13 protein-coding genes are annotated in these 18,448 nt (G+C 70.3%); 4 read left to right on the plus strand and 9 right to left on the minus strand.

The window, feature by feature from the left end:
- Positions 1–29: 29 nt before the first annotated feature.
- Together ACT3T9_RS05130 and ACT3T9_RS05135 are read right to left on the minus strand one after the other, a co-directional pair.
- Positions 30–1,580 carry an ABC transporter substrate-binding protein gene (locus ACT3T9_RS05130; RefSeq protein ID WP_444606084.1) on the minus strand — a complete coding sequence of 517 codons (1,551 nt, stop codon included), beginning with the start codon at positions 1,578–1,580 and terminating at the stop codon, positions 30–32.
- A 167-nt stretch (positions 1,581–1,747) separates the two neighbouring features.
- Entirely contained in the window at positions 1,748–1,894 is a 147-nt protein-coding gene (locus ACT3T9_RS05135; RefSeq protein ID WP_444606085.1) for a hypothetical protein, read from the minus strand.
- Between the two features lie 271 nt (positions 1,895–2,165).
- Here ACT3T9_RS05135 and ACT3T9_RS05140 point away from each other — a divergent pair, with 271 nt between their 5' ends.
- The 3 genes from ACT3T9_RS05140 (at position 2,166) to ACT3T9_RS05150 (ending at position 7,292) form a co-directional block, all read left to right on the plus strand.
- Entirely contained in the window at positions 2,166–3,209 is a 1,044-nt protein-coding gene (locus ACT3T9_RS05140; RefSeq protein WP_444606086.1) for a LacI family DNA-binding transcriptional regulator, read from the plus strand.
- A 107-nt stretch (positions 3,210–3,316) separates the two neighbouring features.
- Positions 3,317–4,795, plus strand: coding sequence for an arabinose isomerase (locus ACT3T9_RS05145; RefSeq protein WP_444606087.1), 1,479 nt, complete (start codon positions 3,317–3,319; stop codon positions 4,793–4,795).
- Positions 4,796–4,997: 202 nt separating this feature from the next.
- Positions 4,998–7,292, plus strand: a complete 2,295-nt coding sequence (locus tag ACT3T9_RS05150; protein WP_444606088.1) for a family 78 glycoside hydrolase catalytic domain — start codon at positions 4,998–5,000, stop codon at positions 7,290–7,292.
- Positions 7,293–7,327: 35 nt separating this feature from the next.
- Here ACT3T9_RS05150 and ACT3T9_RS05155 read toward each other — a convergent pair whose 3' ends face one another.
- A complete protein-coding gene (locus tag ACT3T9_RS05155) occupies positions 7,328–8,341 on the minus strand; it encodes a LacI family DNA-binding transcriptional regulator (RefSeq protein ID WP_444606089.1) in 1,014 nt (337 codons plus the stop codon).
- A 214-nt stretch (positions 8,342–8,555) separates the two neighbouring features.
- Between ACT3T9_RS05155 and ACT3T9_RS05160 the strand changes: the two genes are divergently transcribed.
- Positions 8,556–9,560 carry a hypothetical protein gene (locus tag ACT3T9_RS05160; RefSeq protein WP_444606090.1) on the plus strand — a complete coding sequence of 335 codons (1,005 nt, stop codon included), beginning with the start codon at positions 8,556–8,558 and terminating at the stop codon, positions 9,558–9,560.
- On the opposite strand, the gene ACT3T9_RS05165 is transcribed toward ACT3T9_RS05160, so the two are convergent.
- From ACT3T9_RS05165 to ACT3T9_RS05190, 6 genes are all read right to left on the minus strand, one after another.
- The gene (locus ACT3T9_RS05165) at positions 9,549–12,176 is read right to left on the minus strand and encodes a glycosyl hydrolase (protein WP_444606091.1); all 2,628 of its coding nucleotides are present in this window, start codon (positions 12,174–12,176) and stop codon (positions 9,549–9,551) included. The two genes, ACT3T9_RS05160 and ACT3T9_RS05165, sit on opposite strands and share 12 nt — an antisense overlap.
- Positions 12,177–12,228: 52 nt before the next feature.
- Positions 12,229–13,434: a Gfo/Idh/MocA family protein gene (locus tag ACT3T9_RS05170; protein WP_444606092.1), complete on the minus strand. Its 1,206-nt coding sequence runs from the start codon at positions 13,432–13,434 to the stop codon at positions 12,229–12,231.
- Entirely contained in the window at positions 13,431–14,786 is a 1,356-nt protein-coding gene (locus ACT3T9_RS05175) for a Gfo/Idh/MocA family protein (protein WP_444606093.1), read from the minus strand. Before ACT3T9_RS05175 ends, ACT3T9_RS05170 begins: the two co-directional genes overlap by 4 nt.
- A gap of 53 nt (positions 14,787–14,839) precedes the next feature.
- The gene (locus ACT3T9_RS05180) at positions 14,840–15,742 is read right to left on the minus strand and encodes a carbohydrate ABC transporter permease (RefSeq protein WP_444606094.1); all 903 of its coding nucleotides are present in this window, start codon (positions 15,740–15,742) and stop codon (positions 14,840–14,842) included.
- Positions 15,735–16,673: a carbohydrate ABC transporter permease gene (locus tag ACT3T9_RS05185; RefSeq protein ID WP_442332386.1), complete on the minus strand. Its 939-nt coding sequence runs from the start codon at positions 16,671–16,673 to the stop codon at positions 15,735–15,737. Before ACT3T9_RS05185 ends, ACT3T9_RS05180 begins: the two co-directional genes overlap by 8 nt.
- Positions 16,674–16,761: 88 nt before the next feature.
- Positions 16,762–18,069, minus strand: coding sequence for an ABC transporter substrate-binding protein (locus ACT3T9_RS05190; RefSeq protein ID WP_444502323.1), 1,308 nt, complete (start codon positions 18,067–18,069; stop codon positions 16,762–16,764).
- Positions 18,070–18,448: the final 379 nt, after the last annotated feature.

The raw sequence follows: 18,448 nt of genomic DNA on the forward strand, positions 1-18,448 counted from the left end.
TGCCTCACCTCCTCGTGATGGCTGGCGGACTACTTGAAGTCCCTCAGGTACGGGCAGTAACGGAACGGATCAGTCATCTCGGGCACCATCGAGGCGTCTGCGACGGCGAAGAATGTGTTCTCCGCAACCCAGGGGACGAACCAGGCCTCGTCGACCACATGAGCGTTAATCTCGCGATACACCTGGTCCGCGTCGTCACCCTGGGCGACCTGTGCCTCTTCCAGCAGAGGTTCGAGAGCTGGATCCTCGGAGCGCATGACGTTCCAGATGGAGCCGGGCTCCAGGGCCTCGACAATGCTGAACAGCGATGACGAGGAGGTCCCCATCCGCGTATACATCACCGGGAATCGGCCGCCGAGTATGTCGGTGAGCACAGTGGGGCCGGCGAGAGGGATCTCCGTCACCCGTATGCCGATCAGCCCGAGCTGCTGGATGATGAGGGGGTTGTAGAAGGCGCTGTCCCCCGAGACGCTCGGCACCTCGATACCGAAGCCGTCTGCGTAGCCGGCCTCCTCCATGAGACGGCGTGCCTCGCTCACGTCGAAGGGGTATGTGCCATCGAGCGACGCGTCGTAGGCACTGGATCCTGGATTGAAAATCTGAGCGGTGGCCGTGGCCTCGCCGGCATAGAGGTGAGCGGCGATGGCCTCACGGTCGAAGACCATGTTCATCGCGCGGCGCACCCGTACGTCGCCGAGCGCGGGCACCATCTCTCCGGCGCGATCGTTGAGGTACATACCGGTCCATGTTCCGGGCTCCGCCAGTACGTGAAGGCCCGACTGGCGGGCCTCCTCGGCCTGGTCGAAGGTGACCACCGCACCGCCGATCTCCCCGGACATGAGCGCATTGAGCCGTGCAGTCGCCTCCGGCATCGTCACGAACTCGACGACGTCATAGGAGTACGCGTCCGCGTTCCAGTAGTCCTCACGCTTCTCGAAGCGGTACCTCGAGCCCGAGGTCGATCCGGCGACGTCGAGCACGTACGGCCCGGAGCTGACAGGCGCGGCGGCCACAGCGCCGCTGTCGATCTGCCCGGGCTCCGCGATCGCCCCCGGGGCCAGGCACATGAACATCGGCAGCTGGCCGGTGGGCCGCGGCGCTTCGAGGACGACTGTGTGGTCGTCAGGGATCCGCACCTCGACGTCGGCAACGCGTCCGGAGTCGGACCCGCCACCTTCCTTCATGTGCTCGATGGTCGCCTTCACCGCAGCGGAGTCGATCGGACTGCCGTCGGAGAACGTCATCCCCTTGCGCAGCGACATCGTCAAGGTGGTCGCGTCGTCGCTGAGCTCGTAGCTCTCCGCGGCATTGGGGACCACAGTGCCGTCGGCCTCGCAGTGCAGGAGCGTGTCGAACGTGGCCTGCCACCTCCAGCGCTGATCGCCGCCGCTCTGCTGGAGGGCGGGATCGAAGGACTGCGGCTCGCCGGAGACGCCGAGGATGAGCGTCCGTGGGCCACTGCCTCTCGGCGCCGGGCCGGTGGCCCTCTCTTCGGGCGCGCATCCCGCAAGCGCGAACGGGGACGCCGCAACTGTCGCCGCCGTCGCGGTGGCAGCGCGAAGAAACTGCTGTCTCTTCATCGGTACTTCCTCTCGTCCTCGAGAAGTTGCGCGGAGATCAACTCGATCGACCACATTGATGTAATTAACTGAAAGGATTCATTTTTGAGTCGAACCATGCCGGCGTCAATGCCTAAGTTCCGTCACCTCGCCAACTGAGTGCACTGGGTCGGGACAAGCATCGCCGGTCATGCGATATCCCTGAAGCGCAGCCGCGACTCGAAGGCGAGCCGCTCGGCAAACTTTCCGCTCCGAAACCAGGACAGGCGGGGCTCGGGCGCACCACTCCCCGCGCCCGGCGCGTCACGCCCGGCACCGTGCCGTTCGATGCGCATCCTCGCGCCTCCTCACGGGAAGAACCCGCCGTCGGGAACCAGTGCGTCACTGCAGAACGCTGCTTGAAACGTATCATGAAGTGCCTCACAGTCAACGCCCTGTCGCCAGCCGGTACGTCCGCGCAATGCGGACCTGACGCAGGGCGGTGCACCCCGAACACCCTGTAGCTGCCCCATCCGGGCAGCACAGGACGGTCCCGCCGGGCGCCACCGCCGTACGATGGGCCGCTACGCCCGCCGGCAGGTGGCAGGCACGCGTCGAGGAGGCCCGGTGACACGACCAGCACGCCCACGAGTGGGGCTCGCGGCCATCGCCAAGGAAGCCGGAGTCTCCGTCGGCACCGTCTCGAATGTCCTCAACCGTCCCGACCGCGTCGCCGAGGCGACCCGCAGCCGAGTGCAGGAAGCGATTCGCGACCTCGACTACGTGCCCAACGGTGCTGCAGCCGCGATGCGTCGCGGATCCAACCGTCTGATCGGGCTCATCGTCCCCGACATCACCAACCCCTTCTATTCGGCCATCGCCCGCGGCGTCTCCGAGTCGGCAGACGACGCCGGACACGCCGTCGTACTGTGCGACAGTCACGATGACCCCGCCCGCGAGCTCCAGCACATGGAGCGCCTTGCCGAGCACCGTGCCGCCGCAGCACTCGTCGCCCCGCTGACCGCGGATCGGAACCGACTGGGCAGACTCCGCGCTCAGGGCGTTCATCTCGTACTCATCGACCGTGCCGAGTCCACCGAGGTCGGCTGCTCCGTCTCCATGGATGACGTCAAAGGAAGCGCGCTCGCCGTCTCGCACCTGCTCGACACTCGCGACGGCGACCTCCTGCTGGTGAACGGGCCGCACTCGATCCCGCAGTGTGCGGATCGAGCGGAGGGGGCACGGCGCGCTGTCGAGGACCGCCGAGAGGACGCTTCCCGCCTCCGCGAGGTCATCGTCGAGGAGATGACCTCGGAGTCCGGCTATGGCGCCGCCACGGAACTCGTGAGCTCCGGGCGACTCCCCGCGGGAATCTTCTGCACCAATGACCAGCTCGCCATCGGGGTCATTCAAGCGCTGATCGGCCATGCTGTCGACGTCCCACGAGATGTCGCTGTCCTCGGATACGGCGACCTGTCGATCGCAGCCTCGGCTCCAGTGCCGCTGACCAGCATCGACCAGCCTCAGCGCGCACTCGGCAGAGCGGCAGTGGCTGCGGCGCTGACCGAGTCCGCCGAACCGCCCGAGGAGCACCGGCACTCGAGCCAGCTGTTCGAGCCGCGACTCGTGCTCCGGCGCTCCACAGAGACAAGCGTGGACGCAGAGCACTGACCTTGCGCGTTCGCGGTACACGGAGGCGAGTCAGCACCTAGGCCTTGAATCCTTTCATTAGAATGCGTACGGTCGGGCTCCGTCCCACTACGGAGGCCATCACGACGATGACGTACACCGATCACCCCGAGTTGCAGACCGGACTCACCAGACACAGCACCACGCCCACCATCGGACTCGTGGCCGGAGGCCTCGCCGCCTACTGGCCTCAGTTCCCGCAGCTCCTGCCCCAGCTGCAGGAGTCGGCGACATACGTCTCTCGTCGCTTCGAGGACATGGACGCACACGTGGTCGACGTCGGATTCATCTCCGACGCAGAGGAGGCCGCGGTCGCCGCTGAGACGCTTCGCATCGCCGATCCGGACCTCATCGTCATGTTCTTGACGACCTACCTCACCTCCTCGATGGTGCTGCCGATCGCGCAGCGATCTGGGGCTCCGGTGCTGGTCATCAACCTTCAGCCGACCGAACGCATGAACCATGGGAGCTTCGGCACCGGCGAATGGCTGGCCTACTGCGGTCAATGCCCAGTCCCGGAGGTCGGCAACCTCTTCCGCCGAGCGGGCATCGAGTTCCGTTCGGTCACCGGCCACCTTCGAGAGGACCGCGCCTGGGCACGCATCGAGCGATGGATCGCGGCCGCGCGTGCCAGGGCTCGCCTGCGTGGGGCCCGCCACGGGCTACTCGGACATCTCTACCCGGGGATGCTCGACGTCGCCACCGACCTCACGCGGGTGTCCACGACATTCGACTCCCATGTCGAGGTGCTTGAGATGGACGACCTGCGCGTCCGCATCGACCAGGTCACCGACACCGAGGTGGCCGAGCGCAGGAAGTCTGCGACTGGGATCTTCGAGCTGGACGACAGCGTCGACGACCAAGATCTCGCGTGGGGGGCGAAGGTCTCTGTGGCACTTGATCGCCTCGTCGACGACTACTCCCTCGATTCCCTCGCCTACTACCACCGCGGCCTCGGCGGCGAGGTCCACGAGCGCATAGCGGCCGGCATGATCCTCGGCGCCTCACTGCTCACGGCCCGCGGCATCCCTGCGGCCGGTGAGTACGAGTTGCGCAATTCTCTCGCAATGCTCATCAGCGACAGCATCGCCTCCGGCGGCTCGTTCACAGAGATCCAGGCCATCAACTTCGACGACGGTGTGGTCGAGATGGGCCACGACGGCCCGGCCCACCTCGGCATCAGTCACCACAAGCCGCTACTTCGCGGACTGGGCACCTTCCATGGGAAGCGGGGTTACGGCGTCAGCGTGGAGTTCGACGTCCGGCCAGGTCCGGTGACCATGCTCGGACTGGGACAGGAGCTCGACGGAAGCTACGTCCTGGTCGCCTCCGAGGGCACCGTCATGCCCGGCCCGCTGCTCCAGATCGGCAATACGACCTCTCGAGTCGGCTTCGGCACCCACCCCGGCGAATGGGTCGACGCGTGGAGCTCCACCGGCGTCGATCACCACTGGTCGCTGTCCGTGGGTCACCATGCCGCAACGTATCGAGCAGTGGCGAGCCTGCTGGGCCTGACCTTTCGTGAAGTGCGCGGGAACGAGGTCGTCACCCCGAGCACGCCCCTCTGACATCGCGATCCGTGTAGCGGTCCTCCGACTGAGGCGATAGCATCATGAGACGTTTCAGAGCGTCCATCCCCAGACGGTGATCACCCGCGCCAAGGACTCCTCGAGCGGCCGCCCATAACGCCTCCGCCCACATCGCCGAAACGAAGAACCCTCCCCTCGCAGCCCCTACCCCTACCGCAACCTTCTCGTTCCAGGAGGAACCATGACAGCGCTGTCTACTTCGTCTCTCGCCATCCTCGACGACGCCCACGCCATCACCGCCGACCCCGACGACGGCCGCGTCCCGGTCCTCACGACCGTGGCCGATCTCGACCAGCCAGCCACCGCGGTCGCCCGCGCCGAGCTGATCGCCACCGCGCACGGGCTCTACGAGATGCGCATCGGGGGCGCCCCGGCCACGAAGTCGGTGTTGAACCCCGGCTGGACCACCTACGAGAAGCGCCTGCAGATCCAGCGCTTCGACGTCACTGAGCAGGTTCGCGCGACGGAGTCGGGTGACGCCGGCGCGGACCGGCTCCCTCTGGAGGTGACCCTCGCCGACGGCTGGTGGCGCGGCGATCTCGGTTTCCGCGGAGGCGTGCGCTACGGGGACGACCTCGCCTTCCTGGCCGCCCTGGAGATCGAGTTCGAGGACGGTGCCCGTCAGCGCGTGGTCACCGACCCGTCCTGGTCCGCGCAGCCCACCGCGATCACGAGCGCGAACATCTACCACGGCCAGCACCAGGACCGACGTCTCGAGCCCGGTGCTCCGCAGCCGGTGCACGTCGTCGACATCGACCGAACCACGCTCATCGAGCAGGCCTCGCCGCTGATCACCCGCCACGAGACGCTGCGCCCCGAGAAGATCTGGACCTCCCCGTCGGGGAAGACGCTGCTGGACTTCGGACAGAACCTCGTGGGCTGGCTGCGCTTCACCGTCACCGGGCCCTCAGCCACCACCATCACCCTGCGCCACGCGGAGGTGCTCGAGCACGAGGAGCTCGGCACCCGCCCGCTGCGCTCCGCGAAGGCCACCGACTCACTCACCCTCTCCGGGGACCCGCAGGGCGAGACCTTCGAGCCCACCCTCACCTTCCACGGCTTCCGCTACGCCGAGGTCACCGGCTGGCCCGGCGAGCTGACCGCCGAGGACGTCGAGGCCGTGGTGGTCGGCTCGGACATCCGCCGCACGGGCTGGTTCGAGAGCTCCCACGCCGGGGTGAACCAGCTGATCAGCAACTCGATCTGGTCCCAGCGCGGCAACTTCCTGGCCGTGCCCACCGACTGCCCGCAGCGTGACGAGCGGCTGGGCTGGACCGGTGACATCGCCGTCTACGCCGCGACCGCCGCCTTCCAGTTCGATGTGGACGACTTCCTACACAACTGGCTGCTGGACCTGCGGGCCGAGGCACAGCTGAACCCCCGCGGGATCGTTCCCTTCGTGGTCCCGGACCTGATCAAGCTCGGCCCGGAGGAGGGGACCTCGACCGCTCAGCTCGAGGGCTGGGGAACCCCCACCGCCATCTGGGGCGACGCCGCGGTGTGGGTCGCGGAGGCCCTATGGACCGCCTACGGCGACCTCGACCGGCTGCGCGAGCAGTACCCCGGGATGGTGCTGCACCTGGAGTCCGTCGAGCGGGCCCTGTCCCCCAGCGGACTGTGGGACCAGGGCTTCCAGTTCGGCGACTGGCTGGACCCCGACGCCCCGCCGGAGGCCGCGGCCGACGCGAAGGCCGACAAGGCCGTCGTCGCGACGGCCTGCCTGATCCGCTCGGCCCGCTTCGCGGCGGAGACCGCGCGGCTGCTCGACGAGGAGGCCGGCGCCCGCCGCTGGCAGGATCTGGCCGACCGTACGCTCGCCGCGTTCACCGAGGCGTACGTGCACGAGGACGGGATCATCCGCTCGGACTGCGCGACCGTGTACGCGCTCGCGATCGCCTTCGACCTGCTCGAGCCCGCCACCCGCGAGAAGGCCGCGGCGCGCCTCGCCGAGGTGGTGCGCGAGGCCGGCTACAAGGTTTCCACCGGGTTCGCCGGCACGCCCTTCATCACCTGGGCCCTGTCCGAGACAGGGCACGTCGAGGACGCCTACCGCCTGCTGCTCGAGGAGGAGTGCCCCTCCTGGCTCTACCCCGTCTCGATGGGCGCCACCACGATCTGGGAGCGCTGGGACTCGATGCTGCCGGACGGCGCGATCAACCCAGGCGAGATGACGAGCTTCAACCACTACGCCCTCGGCGCCGTGGCCGACTGGATCTACCAGGTCGTCCTCGGCATCCGGCCCGCAGCCCCCGGCTATCGCCGCCTCCGCATCCAGCCCGTGCCCGGACCCGGCATCGACTGGGCGAAGGGGGCCTACGACTCCGCCGCCGGCCGCGTGGAGGTCTCCTGGTCCACCGCCTCCGGTGGGTTCGCCCTCGACGTCACGATCCCCGACGGGGTCGAGGCGGAGATCGTCCTCCCCGACGGGAAGCGCTCGTCCGTCACAGGCACGGGCCGATCGGTCACGATCGCGTGAGCTGAGCGGCGCGTCGGGGGCTCAGGCTCTCGCACTCACCGGGCCCCCGACGACTCCCTCTCCACCAGCGTCGGCATGAAGCTCACGTGCCGCGGCGCGGCATCGGGCCGGGCGATCTGCTCCTCGAGCAGTGCGAGGGCGGTGCGGCCCATCAGGTCTGCGGGCTGGGAGACGGAGGTCAGGGGCACCACGGTGGAGCGTGCGAAGGCGATGTCGTCGTAGCCCACCAGCGCGATCTCCTCGGGCACCGCGATCTGATGGCGGAAGGCGAAGGCCTGCAGCACGCCCACGGCCAGCAGGTCGTTGACGCAGAACACGGCGTCGGGGCGTTCGGCGGTGCTGCGCGCCACGATCGCCTCGCCGACGGTGCGGCCGGCGAGCACGGTGAGGTCCTCCGCCTCGAGCACCTCGATCTCGATCCCGGCCGCCTCGGCCGCGCGGCGGGCGCCCGTGAGGCGATCGGCGACCTGCCGCAGGTCCTGCCGTGCGGCGACCACGCCGATGCGGCGCCGCCCGAGCCCTGCCAGGTGCTGCACGGCGATCTCACCGCCGGCGATGTCGTCGACGCTCACCGAGAAGCCGCGCTCGGCCTGGGCGCTCTCGACCATCACCACCGGGGTGCCGCGGCCGCGGATCGCCTCGATCAGCTCGGCGCTGCTGCCGGTGGAGGCCAGCAGGATCCCCCGCACCCGCTGCTCCTCGAACAGGGAGAGGTAGAGGCGCTCGCGCTGCTCGCGGTTGCCGGTGCTGCCGGCGATCACCATCAGCTGCGAGTCCTCGGCGGCCGCCTCGATGCCGCCGACGAGCTGGGCGTAGAAGGGGTTGCCGGAGTCCAGCACGATCGCGCCGACGGTGCTCGAGCGCCCCAGCTTCAGCTGCCGGGCGGCGTCGTTGCGCACGTAGCCGAGCTCGGCGATCGCGGCCTCGACCCTCTCGCGACGGTCCGGGGAGACGATAGCGGGACGGTTCAGGACGTTGGAGACCGTACCCACGGAGACTCCCGCATGCCGCGCGACATCTTTCATGCCCACTACGCGCATCCCGGCCACAGCCCCCTCCTCTCGCGAAACAGCACGGTCCGCGGAGCTCCGGGACCTCGATCACGCGACCTTATCGCGCAGTGCGCCCCGCTCCGCGTTCTCCCGCGCAGGAAGCACCCGGAATGCGCCTTTTCCGACATATGCTCCTACCACGAGCACAGGTGGGGGCGCGGCGACTCGAGGCGGGTCCGGGGTCCATGCCGACGAGGGCATCCAGGAGGCCATGATGAGCACAGATCCGAGCACCCCCTCCCCCGGGCAGCCACCGAGCACGGCCGAGACGTCTCCGGCGCGGGCGCCCGAACCCGCCTCCGGGCCGTTGCCGGTGCGCACGGGTTCGGGCGCGATCGCGCGGCTGCTGACCGTGGTGTACGCACTGATCGTGACGCCGGTGGCCGCGAGCCTGGTGGTGTACGGCGCGACGCCGTGGCAGCAGCACCTGCTGATGCGGCTCGGTGCACTGGACGAGCTGCTGTCATACCTCTTCTCCCCGAACGGCTTGCCCACCCTCCTGGCCCTGGTGGGCGGTCTGCTGCTGCTGGCGTCGGTGGTGGCGACGGGCCTGGCCAGCTCGGCGGGGCTGCTCAGCGTCAGCCTGCTGACCCTGTTCCCGCTGAGCCAGCTCGTCTGGCCGCGGCTGCCCGTGCTGCTGCACGAGAGGCTGCCGGAGTGCCTCTACCAGGCGGCCTTCGGGCTGTTCTCGCAGGGGGTGACGCTGCTGCTGTTCCCGGTGATGGGCGGGTTGGGTCTGGCCCTGGTGATCGCCCGTCGGCGGCCGCGCCCGCCGCTGGCGCTCTCGCTCGCCGGGGTGGCGCTGGTGCCCCTCGTCATGCTGGCGGCGACGCTGATGGCCATGAACGGACTCGCGGTCGCGTCGATCTCCTACGCCAGAACCTTCGGCATGGAGGGGACCCCGCCCCTCGCGACGATCACCGCCGTGATCGGCGTGGTGCTGCTGTGGCTCGCCTGCGCCGCCACCGGCGCCTCGCCCTATGCGCAGATCCTGCCCGCGCTCGTCACACTCGCGGCCACGGCTGTCCTGTTCATACCGGGGCTGCTCCTGATGCTGCCGAGCGTGTTCTACGGCCAGATCGGCGGGACGTGGATGTCCGTCCTGGTCTTGGGAGGCGGTGCCGCGCTCGGTCTGGTGCTGCTGGCCCACACCGCGGTGCAGCTCGCGGTCTCCTCCCGGGCCCGGCGCCGGGCGCGGGCGGCCTCAGCGCTCTGAGCGGCGCAGCACCGGCACCGCGCCGAGACCGGTCGCGACGCCGTCGAGCATCCGCTCGAGCTCCTGCTGCTGGAACCTCTCGCCGTAGGCCGCATGCGCCTCGGCGACCTGCGCAGCCGCGGCCTCGGCGTGGTCCGGCCGGGCGGCGGCCGCGGCGGTGGTGCCGTGGATCCGCAGTCCCAGCCGGGTGGTTCCTGTGCGCAGCTTCCCGGTGAGGTCGAGGCGGTACGGGGGTCGCCACAGCAGGCCCACCTCCTGCCCGTCCACCAGCACGGCGGCGATCTCCCGCACGGGCGGGTCCAGCAGGGCGCGGTAGCCGCTGCCCCCGCCCGCCGCCGGCAGCACCGAGCCCTCGCCGAGGTCGAGCACGAGCGGGCCGCGGGCGCTGTCCTCGTCGAGCTGCACCTCGGTCTCCAGCAGCAGCGGGCGCAGATCCGCGGCGTCCGCGCCGTGCAGCAGATGCGGCAGGGTCACCGGGAGCGGCGCCTCACCTTCCCGGGTCAGGGTCCAGGGGCCCTCGAGGCGCAGCGGTGCCGGCTCGCCGAGGCCGAGCGCAGAATCTGCTGTCACGGCGGGGCCCGCCTCCTCGTCGGTGACCAGGACCAGAAGCGCCTGGTAGGGGTGCATCTCGACCTCGCCCCCTTCGGACGGGAGGGCGTGCTCGGAGCCGTCGGCGGGATCGAGCAGTCGCAGTGCGGCACGCGGCGTGCGCGGGGCGAGGTCGAGGGTCCGACGGGTGGGGCCGGTGTTCGCGAGCAGGTGCAGCTCCCCGTCCGCCAGGCGCCGACGCACGGCCCCCACCTGACCTCCGTCCCCGCTCAGCTGCAGCGGCGGGGGCAGCACCTCCCGCAGCGCGCCGGCGAGGGCGCTGTCCCCGCCGCCGTCGGCCCCGCCGCCCGCGGCGCCGACCATCGAAAGGGTCGCGTGGTCGATCAGCGCACCGTCGTCGTACTCATCCGTCGGCATCGGCACCGCGATCCCCGCCGGGTACGCCGGCGAGTCGATCGCGAGCACGGTGCCGCCGGCCGCCCGCACCCGGTCCAGCCAGGCCTCCGCCTCGGCGGGCAGACGGGTCACCCGCGGGAGGATCACCACCGCCGGGGCGACGGGATCCAGGGTGGTCAGCACGTCGTCGTCGATCAGGTCGAAGTCGTAACCCGCACGGCGGATCGCGGCGGGGATCTGCTCGCCGATGTGGGCGCGGCAGGCGGCCCAGAGGTCGTGGCCGCTGCCGCGGGCGGCGCGCACGTCCGCATAGGGCAGGTAGAGTGCGACGTCCGCGCCCGGAGCACCCAGCCGCAGCGCCGCGCACAGACGGGTCAGGTGCGCGCTGAGCTCCGGCATCGCGGGCCACCAGGCGTTGCGGTCATCCAGCGCCCCGGCGGCGTAGAAGGTCCAGCCGAGCCCGTCGACGTCGGGCGCGGAGTAGGGCCAGCCGTGGCCCACGAAGTGCGTGATGCCCAGCAGCAGGTGCTCATGCGCCTCGGCGAGCAGGTCCAGCGGCGCGGCGCGGAAGGACGGGGAGTGCACCCAGGTCCACACCTCGCTCGAGACCACCTCGCGGCGATCAAGGTGCGCGGCCGACGACGCCCAGCGGGACTGGGTCAGGGCCGTCCAGCCCGCGCCCTCGCCCTCGATCAGGTGCGCGCCGCGCTGGGCGCCGAGCGTGATCGGGGGCTGCCCGTAGCCCTGCAGGCGGAAGCGCACCCCGTTCTCCTCGGCCCAGGCGCGGCAGGTGGCCACGAAGCCCTGCTCGACCAGCTCGGACAAGGTGCGGCCGTAGTCCTCGCGCACCTGCGCGGCCTCCGGCCCCTCGACCTCGAGCAGGTGCAGCACGTCGAGCAGCTCGTAACCCCGGCGGGTGCGGAAGTGCTCGAGCAGGCCCGGCGTCCAGCCCGCGTCGTACACCTCGAGGCTGTCGCTGAACACGGAGCCGAGCAGCTCTGCGGGGACCACCTCGAGGATCGCACTGCCCACGGTGTCCAGGTGGTGGCGCACCGCCTCCACGCTCAGATGGTCCACGACGGGGCCCTCCGCGCCCGCGGCGGAGCGCTTGACCTGCTGGCCGGTCACCTCGGACCAGGCCAGCAGCACGGTGCGGGGCCCGCGGCCAACGGGGATCTGCAGGCGCGCCCCCTCGATGGGCAGGCGCTGCCAGCCCGTCGGCGGCAGGCCCTCGCCCAGGTGCACCGAGACCAGCTCGTCCCCCGGCCAGGAGGGGGCGAGCTCCCACTCGAGCGCCGCGGGGCCCAGGTCCCGCCGCTCCCAGCGCAGGCGCCGCGCGGCATGCTCGGCGCCGATGTGGGCGCCGCCGTAGGACCATCCGCTGCCGAGGGTCACGTCCAGCCGGAGCCCCAGGTCGCGCGCGCGCTCGGCGGCATGGCGGAGGTGCGCGAGCACCTCGGGCGAGAGGTAGTGCGGGGCGCCGGGACGCAGCGGGTACACCAGCGCCACCTCGGCGCCCCCGAGCCCCGCCTCGGCCATGGCGCGCAGCTCGCGGTCGATCTCGGCCCGGTCCATGTCGGGGCCGAACCACCACCAGCGCATCATCGGCCGGGCGGCCGGATCCGGGTTGGTCAGGGCGTGACGGACCTGGTCAGCGGTGTGCACGGGCACGGGGCTCCTCCGGTGCGGAGACGACGGGTCAGCGAGCGAGCGAGAGAGAGGGTCAGGCAGTGGGCGGGGCCCAGGTCGCCACGGCGTCCTCGCGCGCCCAGGGCACGCCGAGCTCGCTGAAGGGCCTGCCGGTGGCGAGCGCGCGGGTCATCGCCTCGTCGAGCCCCTCGATCGTGGGATAGGCCAGCTCGCCCTCGCCGTGCCAGTGCACCCAGTCCTCCCCGATCGGGAGCGGATCGAGCACGGACTGGATCGCCTCGAGCACCGCACTGAACGGGGCGGTGCTGGCCAGCGGGGACACGAGCGCCACGGAGCGGTCGCGCACATGGGCGACGAGGTTCTCCATCAGGTCGGTGCGCGCGTGGGCGAGCTCCTCGCGCGCCCCGTCCGCGCCGGTGCGCACGGAGCGGTCCTCGGTGTACCAGAGGCGGTGGCTGCCGCGGGTGCCGCGGATCTCCACCCACGGGTTCTCGTGGCGGCCCGCGGCGGTGGTCAGCGTGCACACCACGGCGGGTGCGCGGCCGGCGGGGTCGATGCGCAGGAAGGTGGTGTCGTCGGCCTCGATGTCGTGGGCGCGGCGCAGCTCGCAGGTGACCGTCGCGATGTCCTGGACCTGCGCGATCCCTGCGATCGCGAGGCCCGCGTGGACGGCGTGGGCGAGCGGGTTGGTGGCCACCCCGTCGGCGACCCGTCGGCCGTCGCGGCGGCGCCGGCCCGCCCAGGGCGAGCGGCGGTAGTAGGCGCGGTCGCGCTGCCAGGCCCCGTGCACGGCCACCTCGGTGATCTCACCGAGAGGGGCCGCGGCGATCTCACCGAGGGTGCCCGCGGCGACCTCGGCCGCGAGCACGTCCACGCCCGCGCCGCCGCGGGCCTGGAAGCCCACCTGCACGCTGCGGCCGGCCCGCTGCGCGGCCTCGAGCAGCGTCCCGTGGTCCACGAGGGCGGGCACCGGGGGCTTCTCGAGGTAGACGTCGATCCCGGCACCGAGCGCCTCGAGGGCGAGCGGCACGTGGGTGTCGATCGGGGTGGCGATCGCGATGATCTCGGGCCGCTCGTCCTCGCCACTCGCCTCGAGCAGCGCGGCGAGGGAGCGGTGGTGGATCCCGGCCAGCTCCTCGGGCGGCTCCACCACGTCCACCACGCCGACCAGGCGGGCGGTGCCGGCCTGCTCGAGGCGGGCGAGGGTGCGCAGATGGGAGGCGCCGTAGCCGCGCGTGCCGATCAGCGCGACCCGCACCGGGCCCGTCGGCGTGCTCATGCGCCCTGCCCGGCGGCGACGGGGGCCTCGCGTCGCAGGTCCAGGCCCATCGCGGCGGCGATCTCGACCGGGGCGCCGCTCTCGAGGGAGAGGTTGCCGCAGATGCCCACCGCGATCGCGCGGATCCCGTCGCGATGATCGGAGGGACGGCCCAGCTCGTCCTGGACCGGACCCACGAACACGTCGCGCAGCAGCAGCGCATCGCCGCCGCCATGACCGCCCACGCCCTCGGGGATCTCCACCTCGCGGGCAGGCTCGAAGTGCTTCTGGACCACCAGGCGCTCGCCGCGCTCGCGCGCCCCGGCCTCGTCGGCGGTGACCGCGACGGCGCTGGGATCCACATGTGTGCGGCCGTCCTCGCCCTGGGGCACCACCTCGGCCCGTTCGACCACCTCGAGCTCGGCCCGTCCCGCGGTGCCGTTGACCGCCACCCGGTAGCCCTCCCAGGGGCTGTGGGCGTTCAGGGCGTAGGTGAGCACCGCGCCGCGCGAGTAGTCCACCAGCGCCGTGAGGTTGTCCTCGGTGGTGATCCCGGGCGCGAACACGGACTGGTCGCGACGGTAGCCGTCGTGCTGCTCGGCCTGGAGGTAGAGCGCCTCGAGCCGCTCATCGGAGCGCAGGTCCAGCTCGAAGGGATCGTGGGGGCCGTCGTGCGTGCCCCGCTCCAGAAGCGGTGCCAGGCCGCGCTCGGCGGCGGCGTCGGCCCCGTAGAAACGCAGCCCGCCGCGCGCGTAGACCTGCACCGGCGCATCCGCGAGCCACCAGTTGACCAGGTCGAAGTGGTGGGCGGCCTTGTGCACGAACAGGCCGCCGCTGTTGGTCTTGTCGCGGTGCCAGCGGCGGAAGTAGTCCGCGCCGTGCTGGGTGTCCAGCACCCACTCGAACACCACCGAGACCACCTCGCCGATCTCGCCGGACGCGATGACCTGCTTCAGCGCGGTGTTGCGGGGGCTGTAGCGGTAGTTGAAGGTCACCACCACGGAGCGGCCAGTGCGATCGATCGCCTCCTGGATCGCGCGGGCCGAGGGGGCGTCGATGGTCAGCGGCTTCTCGACCACCACGTCGGCCCCGGCGTCCAGGGCGCGCACCACGTGCTCGGCGTGGAGGCGGTCCACGCTGGTGACGATCACGCGGTCCACCGACTCCTCGGCGATGATCTGCTCGAGCTCGTCCGGTCCTCCCAGCCGCGCCCCGGCGAAGGCCTCGTGCCGGCCCTGGTGGTACTCGCGACGGGCGGGGTTCACGTCGATCAGGGCGACCAGCTCGGCGACGTCGGCGTGGGGGCCGGCGATCGCGTCGAGGAACATCTGGCTGCGGTGGCCGGTGCCGATGACGGCATAGCGGGTGGGCATGTCTCTCCTGAGTGGGTGCGGAGGGCGGGAACGCGGACGAGCTCGGGCGGGGACTACTTGATGCCGGTGGTGGCGAAGCCCTTGACCAGGAAGCGCTGGCCGAACAGGAACACCAGGAACAGCGGGATCAGGGAGACCACCGACATGGCGAACATCGCGCCCCAGTCGGAGGAGCCCTGGGTGTCCAGGAAGGACTTCAGCGCCAGCGGCACGGTGAAGTTGTCCGGGGTGGTGAGGTAGATGAGGGAGCCGAAGAAGTCGTTCCACATCCACATGAACGTGAAGATCGTGGTGGTCGCCAGCGCCGGCAGCATCAGCGGCAGGATCACCTGGAAGAAGATCCGGAAGTGGCCGCAGCCGTCGATGCGGGCCGCCTCGTCCAGCTCGCGCGGGATGCCGCGGATGAACTGCACCATCAAGAAGATGAAGAACGCGTCGGTGGCCAGGAACTTCGGCAGGATCAGCGGCAGCATCGTGTTCACCCAGCCGGTCTGGGAGAACATGATGTACTGCGGCACGATCACCACGTGGATCGGCAGCATCAGGGTCATCAGCATGACCGCGAAGGCGATGTTGCGGCCCCAGAACTTCAGCCGCGCGAAGGCGTAGGCGGTCAGGGAGCAGGCGACCAGGTTGCCGATCACGCAGCCCAGCACCAGCAGCGTGGAGTTCATCAGGTAGTGCGAGAACGGCTGGGACAGCGACTCCCAGCCCCGCGCGTAGTTCGACAGGTCGAAGCTCAGCGGGAACAGGCTGGGGTTGCGGAAGATCTCCTCGTTGGGCCGCAGGGAGGAGACCACCATCCACAGCAGCGGGTAAATCATCGCGATGCTGGCCGCGATCATGATCGCGTGGCGCAGCACGCGGCGGCCCAGGCGGCGCGGGCGGCGCTTGGGGACGACGGGGGCGGGGGCCTGGCCGACGGTCTCGGCGGGCCGGCTCTGCAGATCAGTCATCGTAGAACACCCAGAACTTGGAGACGAAGAAGTTGATGGCGGTGAAAATCGCGACGATGATCAGCAGCAGCCAGGCCATCGCCGAGGCGTACCCCATGTCGAACTGGGTGAAGCCCTTCTGGTACAGGTACAGCGTGTAGAACATCGTCGAGTCCGACGGACCGCCGGTGCCGCCCGAGACCACGAACGCCTGGGTGAACGACTGGAAGGCGTTGATCACCTGCAGCACCACGTTGAAGAAGATGATCGGTGTGAGCAGCGGGATCGTGATCCGGAAGAACTGCGCCAGCTTCGAGGCACCGTCGACCGACGCGGCCTCGTAGTACATCTCCGGGATCTGCCGCAGGCCGGCCAGGAAGATGATCATCGGGGAGCCGAAGGTCCACACGTGCAGCAGGATGATCGTGCCCAGCGCGGTATCCGGGTTCGAGACCCAGCCGGGCAGATTCTCGAAGCCGAACATCCCTGCGACCTGGTTGATCAGGCCGTTCGCGCCGAACATCTGGCGCCACAGGATCGCGATCGCGACCGAGCCGCCCAGCAGCGAGGGCAGGTAGAACACCGAGCGGTAGAACGCCAGGCCCTTGATGCCCTGGTTCAGCACCACCGCGAGCAGCAGCGCCGCGACCAGCTGCAGCGGCGTGCCGACGAACACGTAGATGAACGTGACCACCAGCGAGTTGTGCAGACGCGAGTCCGCGATCATCTCCTTGATGTTCTCCAGCCCCACGAAGTTCGGTGCGGCCAGCAGGCTGTAGTCCGTGAACGCGAGCACGAACGAGGCGATCATCGGGATCAGCGTGATCCCCAGGAACCCCAGCAGCCACGGCAGCATGAAGACTGCCGCCTGCTTGTTGTCGGGGTGCTTCTCCTTCGCGCCGCCCTTCTTGCGATTCGCAACGATCTGGGTGAGTTCACCGACCGCGCTCATAGGCTTCTTCCCTTCTTCATGGGGATCTCGGGGCCGGTCCGCCTGAGGTCGTGACCTCGACGGACCGGCTTCCGGGATGACGGTCTGCTCAGCCCAGGGCTCCGGCGAGGTCGTCGAGCACGCGCTGACCGGCCTCGGCCGGAGTGAGCGTGCCGAAGAGCATGTCCTCGCAGGCACGGGTGAGGATGTCCTCGAACTGACCGCCGCCCTGCGGCGTGATCTCGGGTGCCTCGCCGAGCTCCGCCTCGACCGATTCGAGGAAGTCCACGGCCTTCATGTTCGGCTCGTCCAAGTCCGGGACGATCGCCTCGCGCACGGTGAGGTTGCCGGGCACGCCGCGCTCGACCGAGAGGATCTTGCCGGCGTCGGGAGAGTTGACGAGGAAGTCGACGAAGGCGACAGCGGCCTCCGGGTTCGCGGCCTTCGCGGAGACCGCCCAGTACATCGAGGCCTTGTACCAGAGCTGCGCGTCGGAGGCGGAGCCCGTCATCGACGGCGGCCGGAGCACGACGACGCCCGAAGGGACCAGCCCGTCGTGGGCGACGACCTGGTTCGACCAGGCCACGGTCATGGCGACCTTCCCGGTCGCGAACAGCGACTGGTCCATCGCCTGGGCGGCGTCCTCGACCGAGACGCTGGCGCTGGGGCCGGCCTCCTCGTCCTGGACCTTCTTGGCCCATTCGAACCACTTGGTGGCGGTCGCCGCGTCGAAGCCCGCCGCCCCGTCCTTGTACTGGTCCTGGCCCGCCTGGCGCACATACACCTGGAACAGGCCCTGGACGGAGCCCATCTGGGTCATGCCGAAGGTGCCGTCGGGCGTGGCCTCGGTGATCTTCGTGGCGGCCTCGATGAGGTCGTCCCAGGTCCAGGTGGTGTCGTCCGGGATGTCGACGCCGGCCGCCTCGAAGACCTCGGGGTTGATGAGGAAGGCGAGGGCGTTCAGTCCGGCGTTGATCGCGGCGAGCCCCACCTCCGGCAGCTCGCCGACCTCGACCGAGCCCGGCGCGAAATCGGCGGTGTCCAGGCCTGCACCGGCGAGGTCGAGCAGTGCACCGCGGCCGCCGTACTCGGCGAGGTACTTCTCGTCCATCTGGACAATGTCGGGGAAGTCGTTGCCGGCGGTCTGGGTGGCGAGCTTGTCCCAGTAGCCGCTCCACTCCCCGGGCTCGAGGGCGATCGTGACGTCGGGCGCAATCTCCGCGTAGGCGTCGACGACCTTCTGGGTGTTCTCGTCGCGGGTGGGGTTGCCCCACCAGGCGAGGCGGAGCGAGGCGGAGCCGTCCTCGCCGCCCGAGCCGCCACCGGAGCCGCCGGAGGCGTTCGGGCCACAGGCTGCGAGGGCGGTCAGGCCGGGGACGGCGATGCCGAGCGAGAGTGCGGAGCGTCGGGTGAGCATCAGATCTCCTTTGATCGTGAAAGACGGCGACGGGTCGGGTCGCAGCGGGTGGGGCCGACGAGGTCGGTGGTCGGGGGTGGGATGTCCACCCGAGGGCGACGGCGAGCGGTGGTGGATGCCCCAGCGCCTGCGGGCCCCGGGCATGCCGCTCCGGGCGGGACCGGAGCGTGCGCTGCGCCCGGAGGCTCCGACCGCAGCACCAGCGGAATGAAACTTTTGCACCCGCCAGGCGATCACGTCCCGGTCTTACCGGATCGTGGACCGCGTGGTGGTGAATGCAAGGAAAGCGCTTGTCCGCAGGTTTGTCAACTGTTCCAGATCTCGCTCGCGTCACGAACCCTGCCCTCGCGAGAACGCGTCTGGAATGAGAACGTTTTCA

The sequence above is a fragment of the Brachybacterium sp. AOP29-B2-41 genome (genome assembly GCF_052378395.1).
Classification (GTDB): domain Bacteria; phylum Actinomycetota; class Actinomycetes; order Actinomycetales; family Dermabacteraceae; genus Brachybacterium.

Bases quoted from the DNA above. Each gene is read 5' to 3' on its own strand.
- ACT3T9_RS05185 (WP_442332386.1), bottom strand. From the start codon at position 16,673: ATGAGCGCGGTCGGTGAACTCACCCAGATCGTTGCGAATCGCAAGAAG.
- ACT3T9_RS05150 (WP_444606088.1), top strand. From the start codon at position 4,998: ATGACAGCGCTGTCTACTTCGTCTCTCGCCATCCTCGACGACGCCCAC.
- ACT3T9_RS05190 (WP_444502323.1), bottom strand. From the start codon at position 18,069: ATGCTCACCCGACGCTCCGCACTCTCGCTCGGCATCGCCGTCCCCGGC.
- ACT3T9_RS05130 (WP_444606084.1), bottom strand. From the start codon at position 1,580: ATGAAGAGACAGCAGTTTCTTCGCGCTGCCACCGCGACGGCGGCGACA.
- ACT3T9_RS05180 (WP_444606094.1), bottom strand. From the start codon at position 15,742: ATGACTGATCTGCAGAGCCGGCCCGCCGAGACCGTCGGCCAGGCCCCC.
- ACT3T9_RS05170 (WP_444606092.1), bottom strand. From the start codon at position 13,434: ATGAGCACGCCGACGGGCCCGGTGCGGGTCGCGCTGATCGGCACGCGC.
- ACT3T9_RS05135 (WP_444606085.1), bottom strand. From the start codon at position 1,894: ATGCGCATCGAACGGCACGGTGCCGGGCGTGACGCGCCGGGCGCGGGG.
- ACT3T9_RS05175 (WP_444606093.1), bottom strand. From the start codon at position 14,786: ATGCCCACCCGCTATGCCGTCATCGGCACCGGCCACCGCAGCCAGATG.
- ACT3T9_RS05160 (WP_444606090.1), top strand. From the start codon at position 8,556: ATGATGAGCACAGATCCGAGCACCCCCTCCCCCGGGCAGCCACCGAGC.
- ACT3T9_RS05145 (WP_444606087.1), top strand. From the start codon at position 3,317: ATGACGTACACCGATCACCCCGAGTTGCAGACCGGACTCACCAGACAC.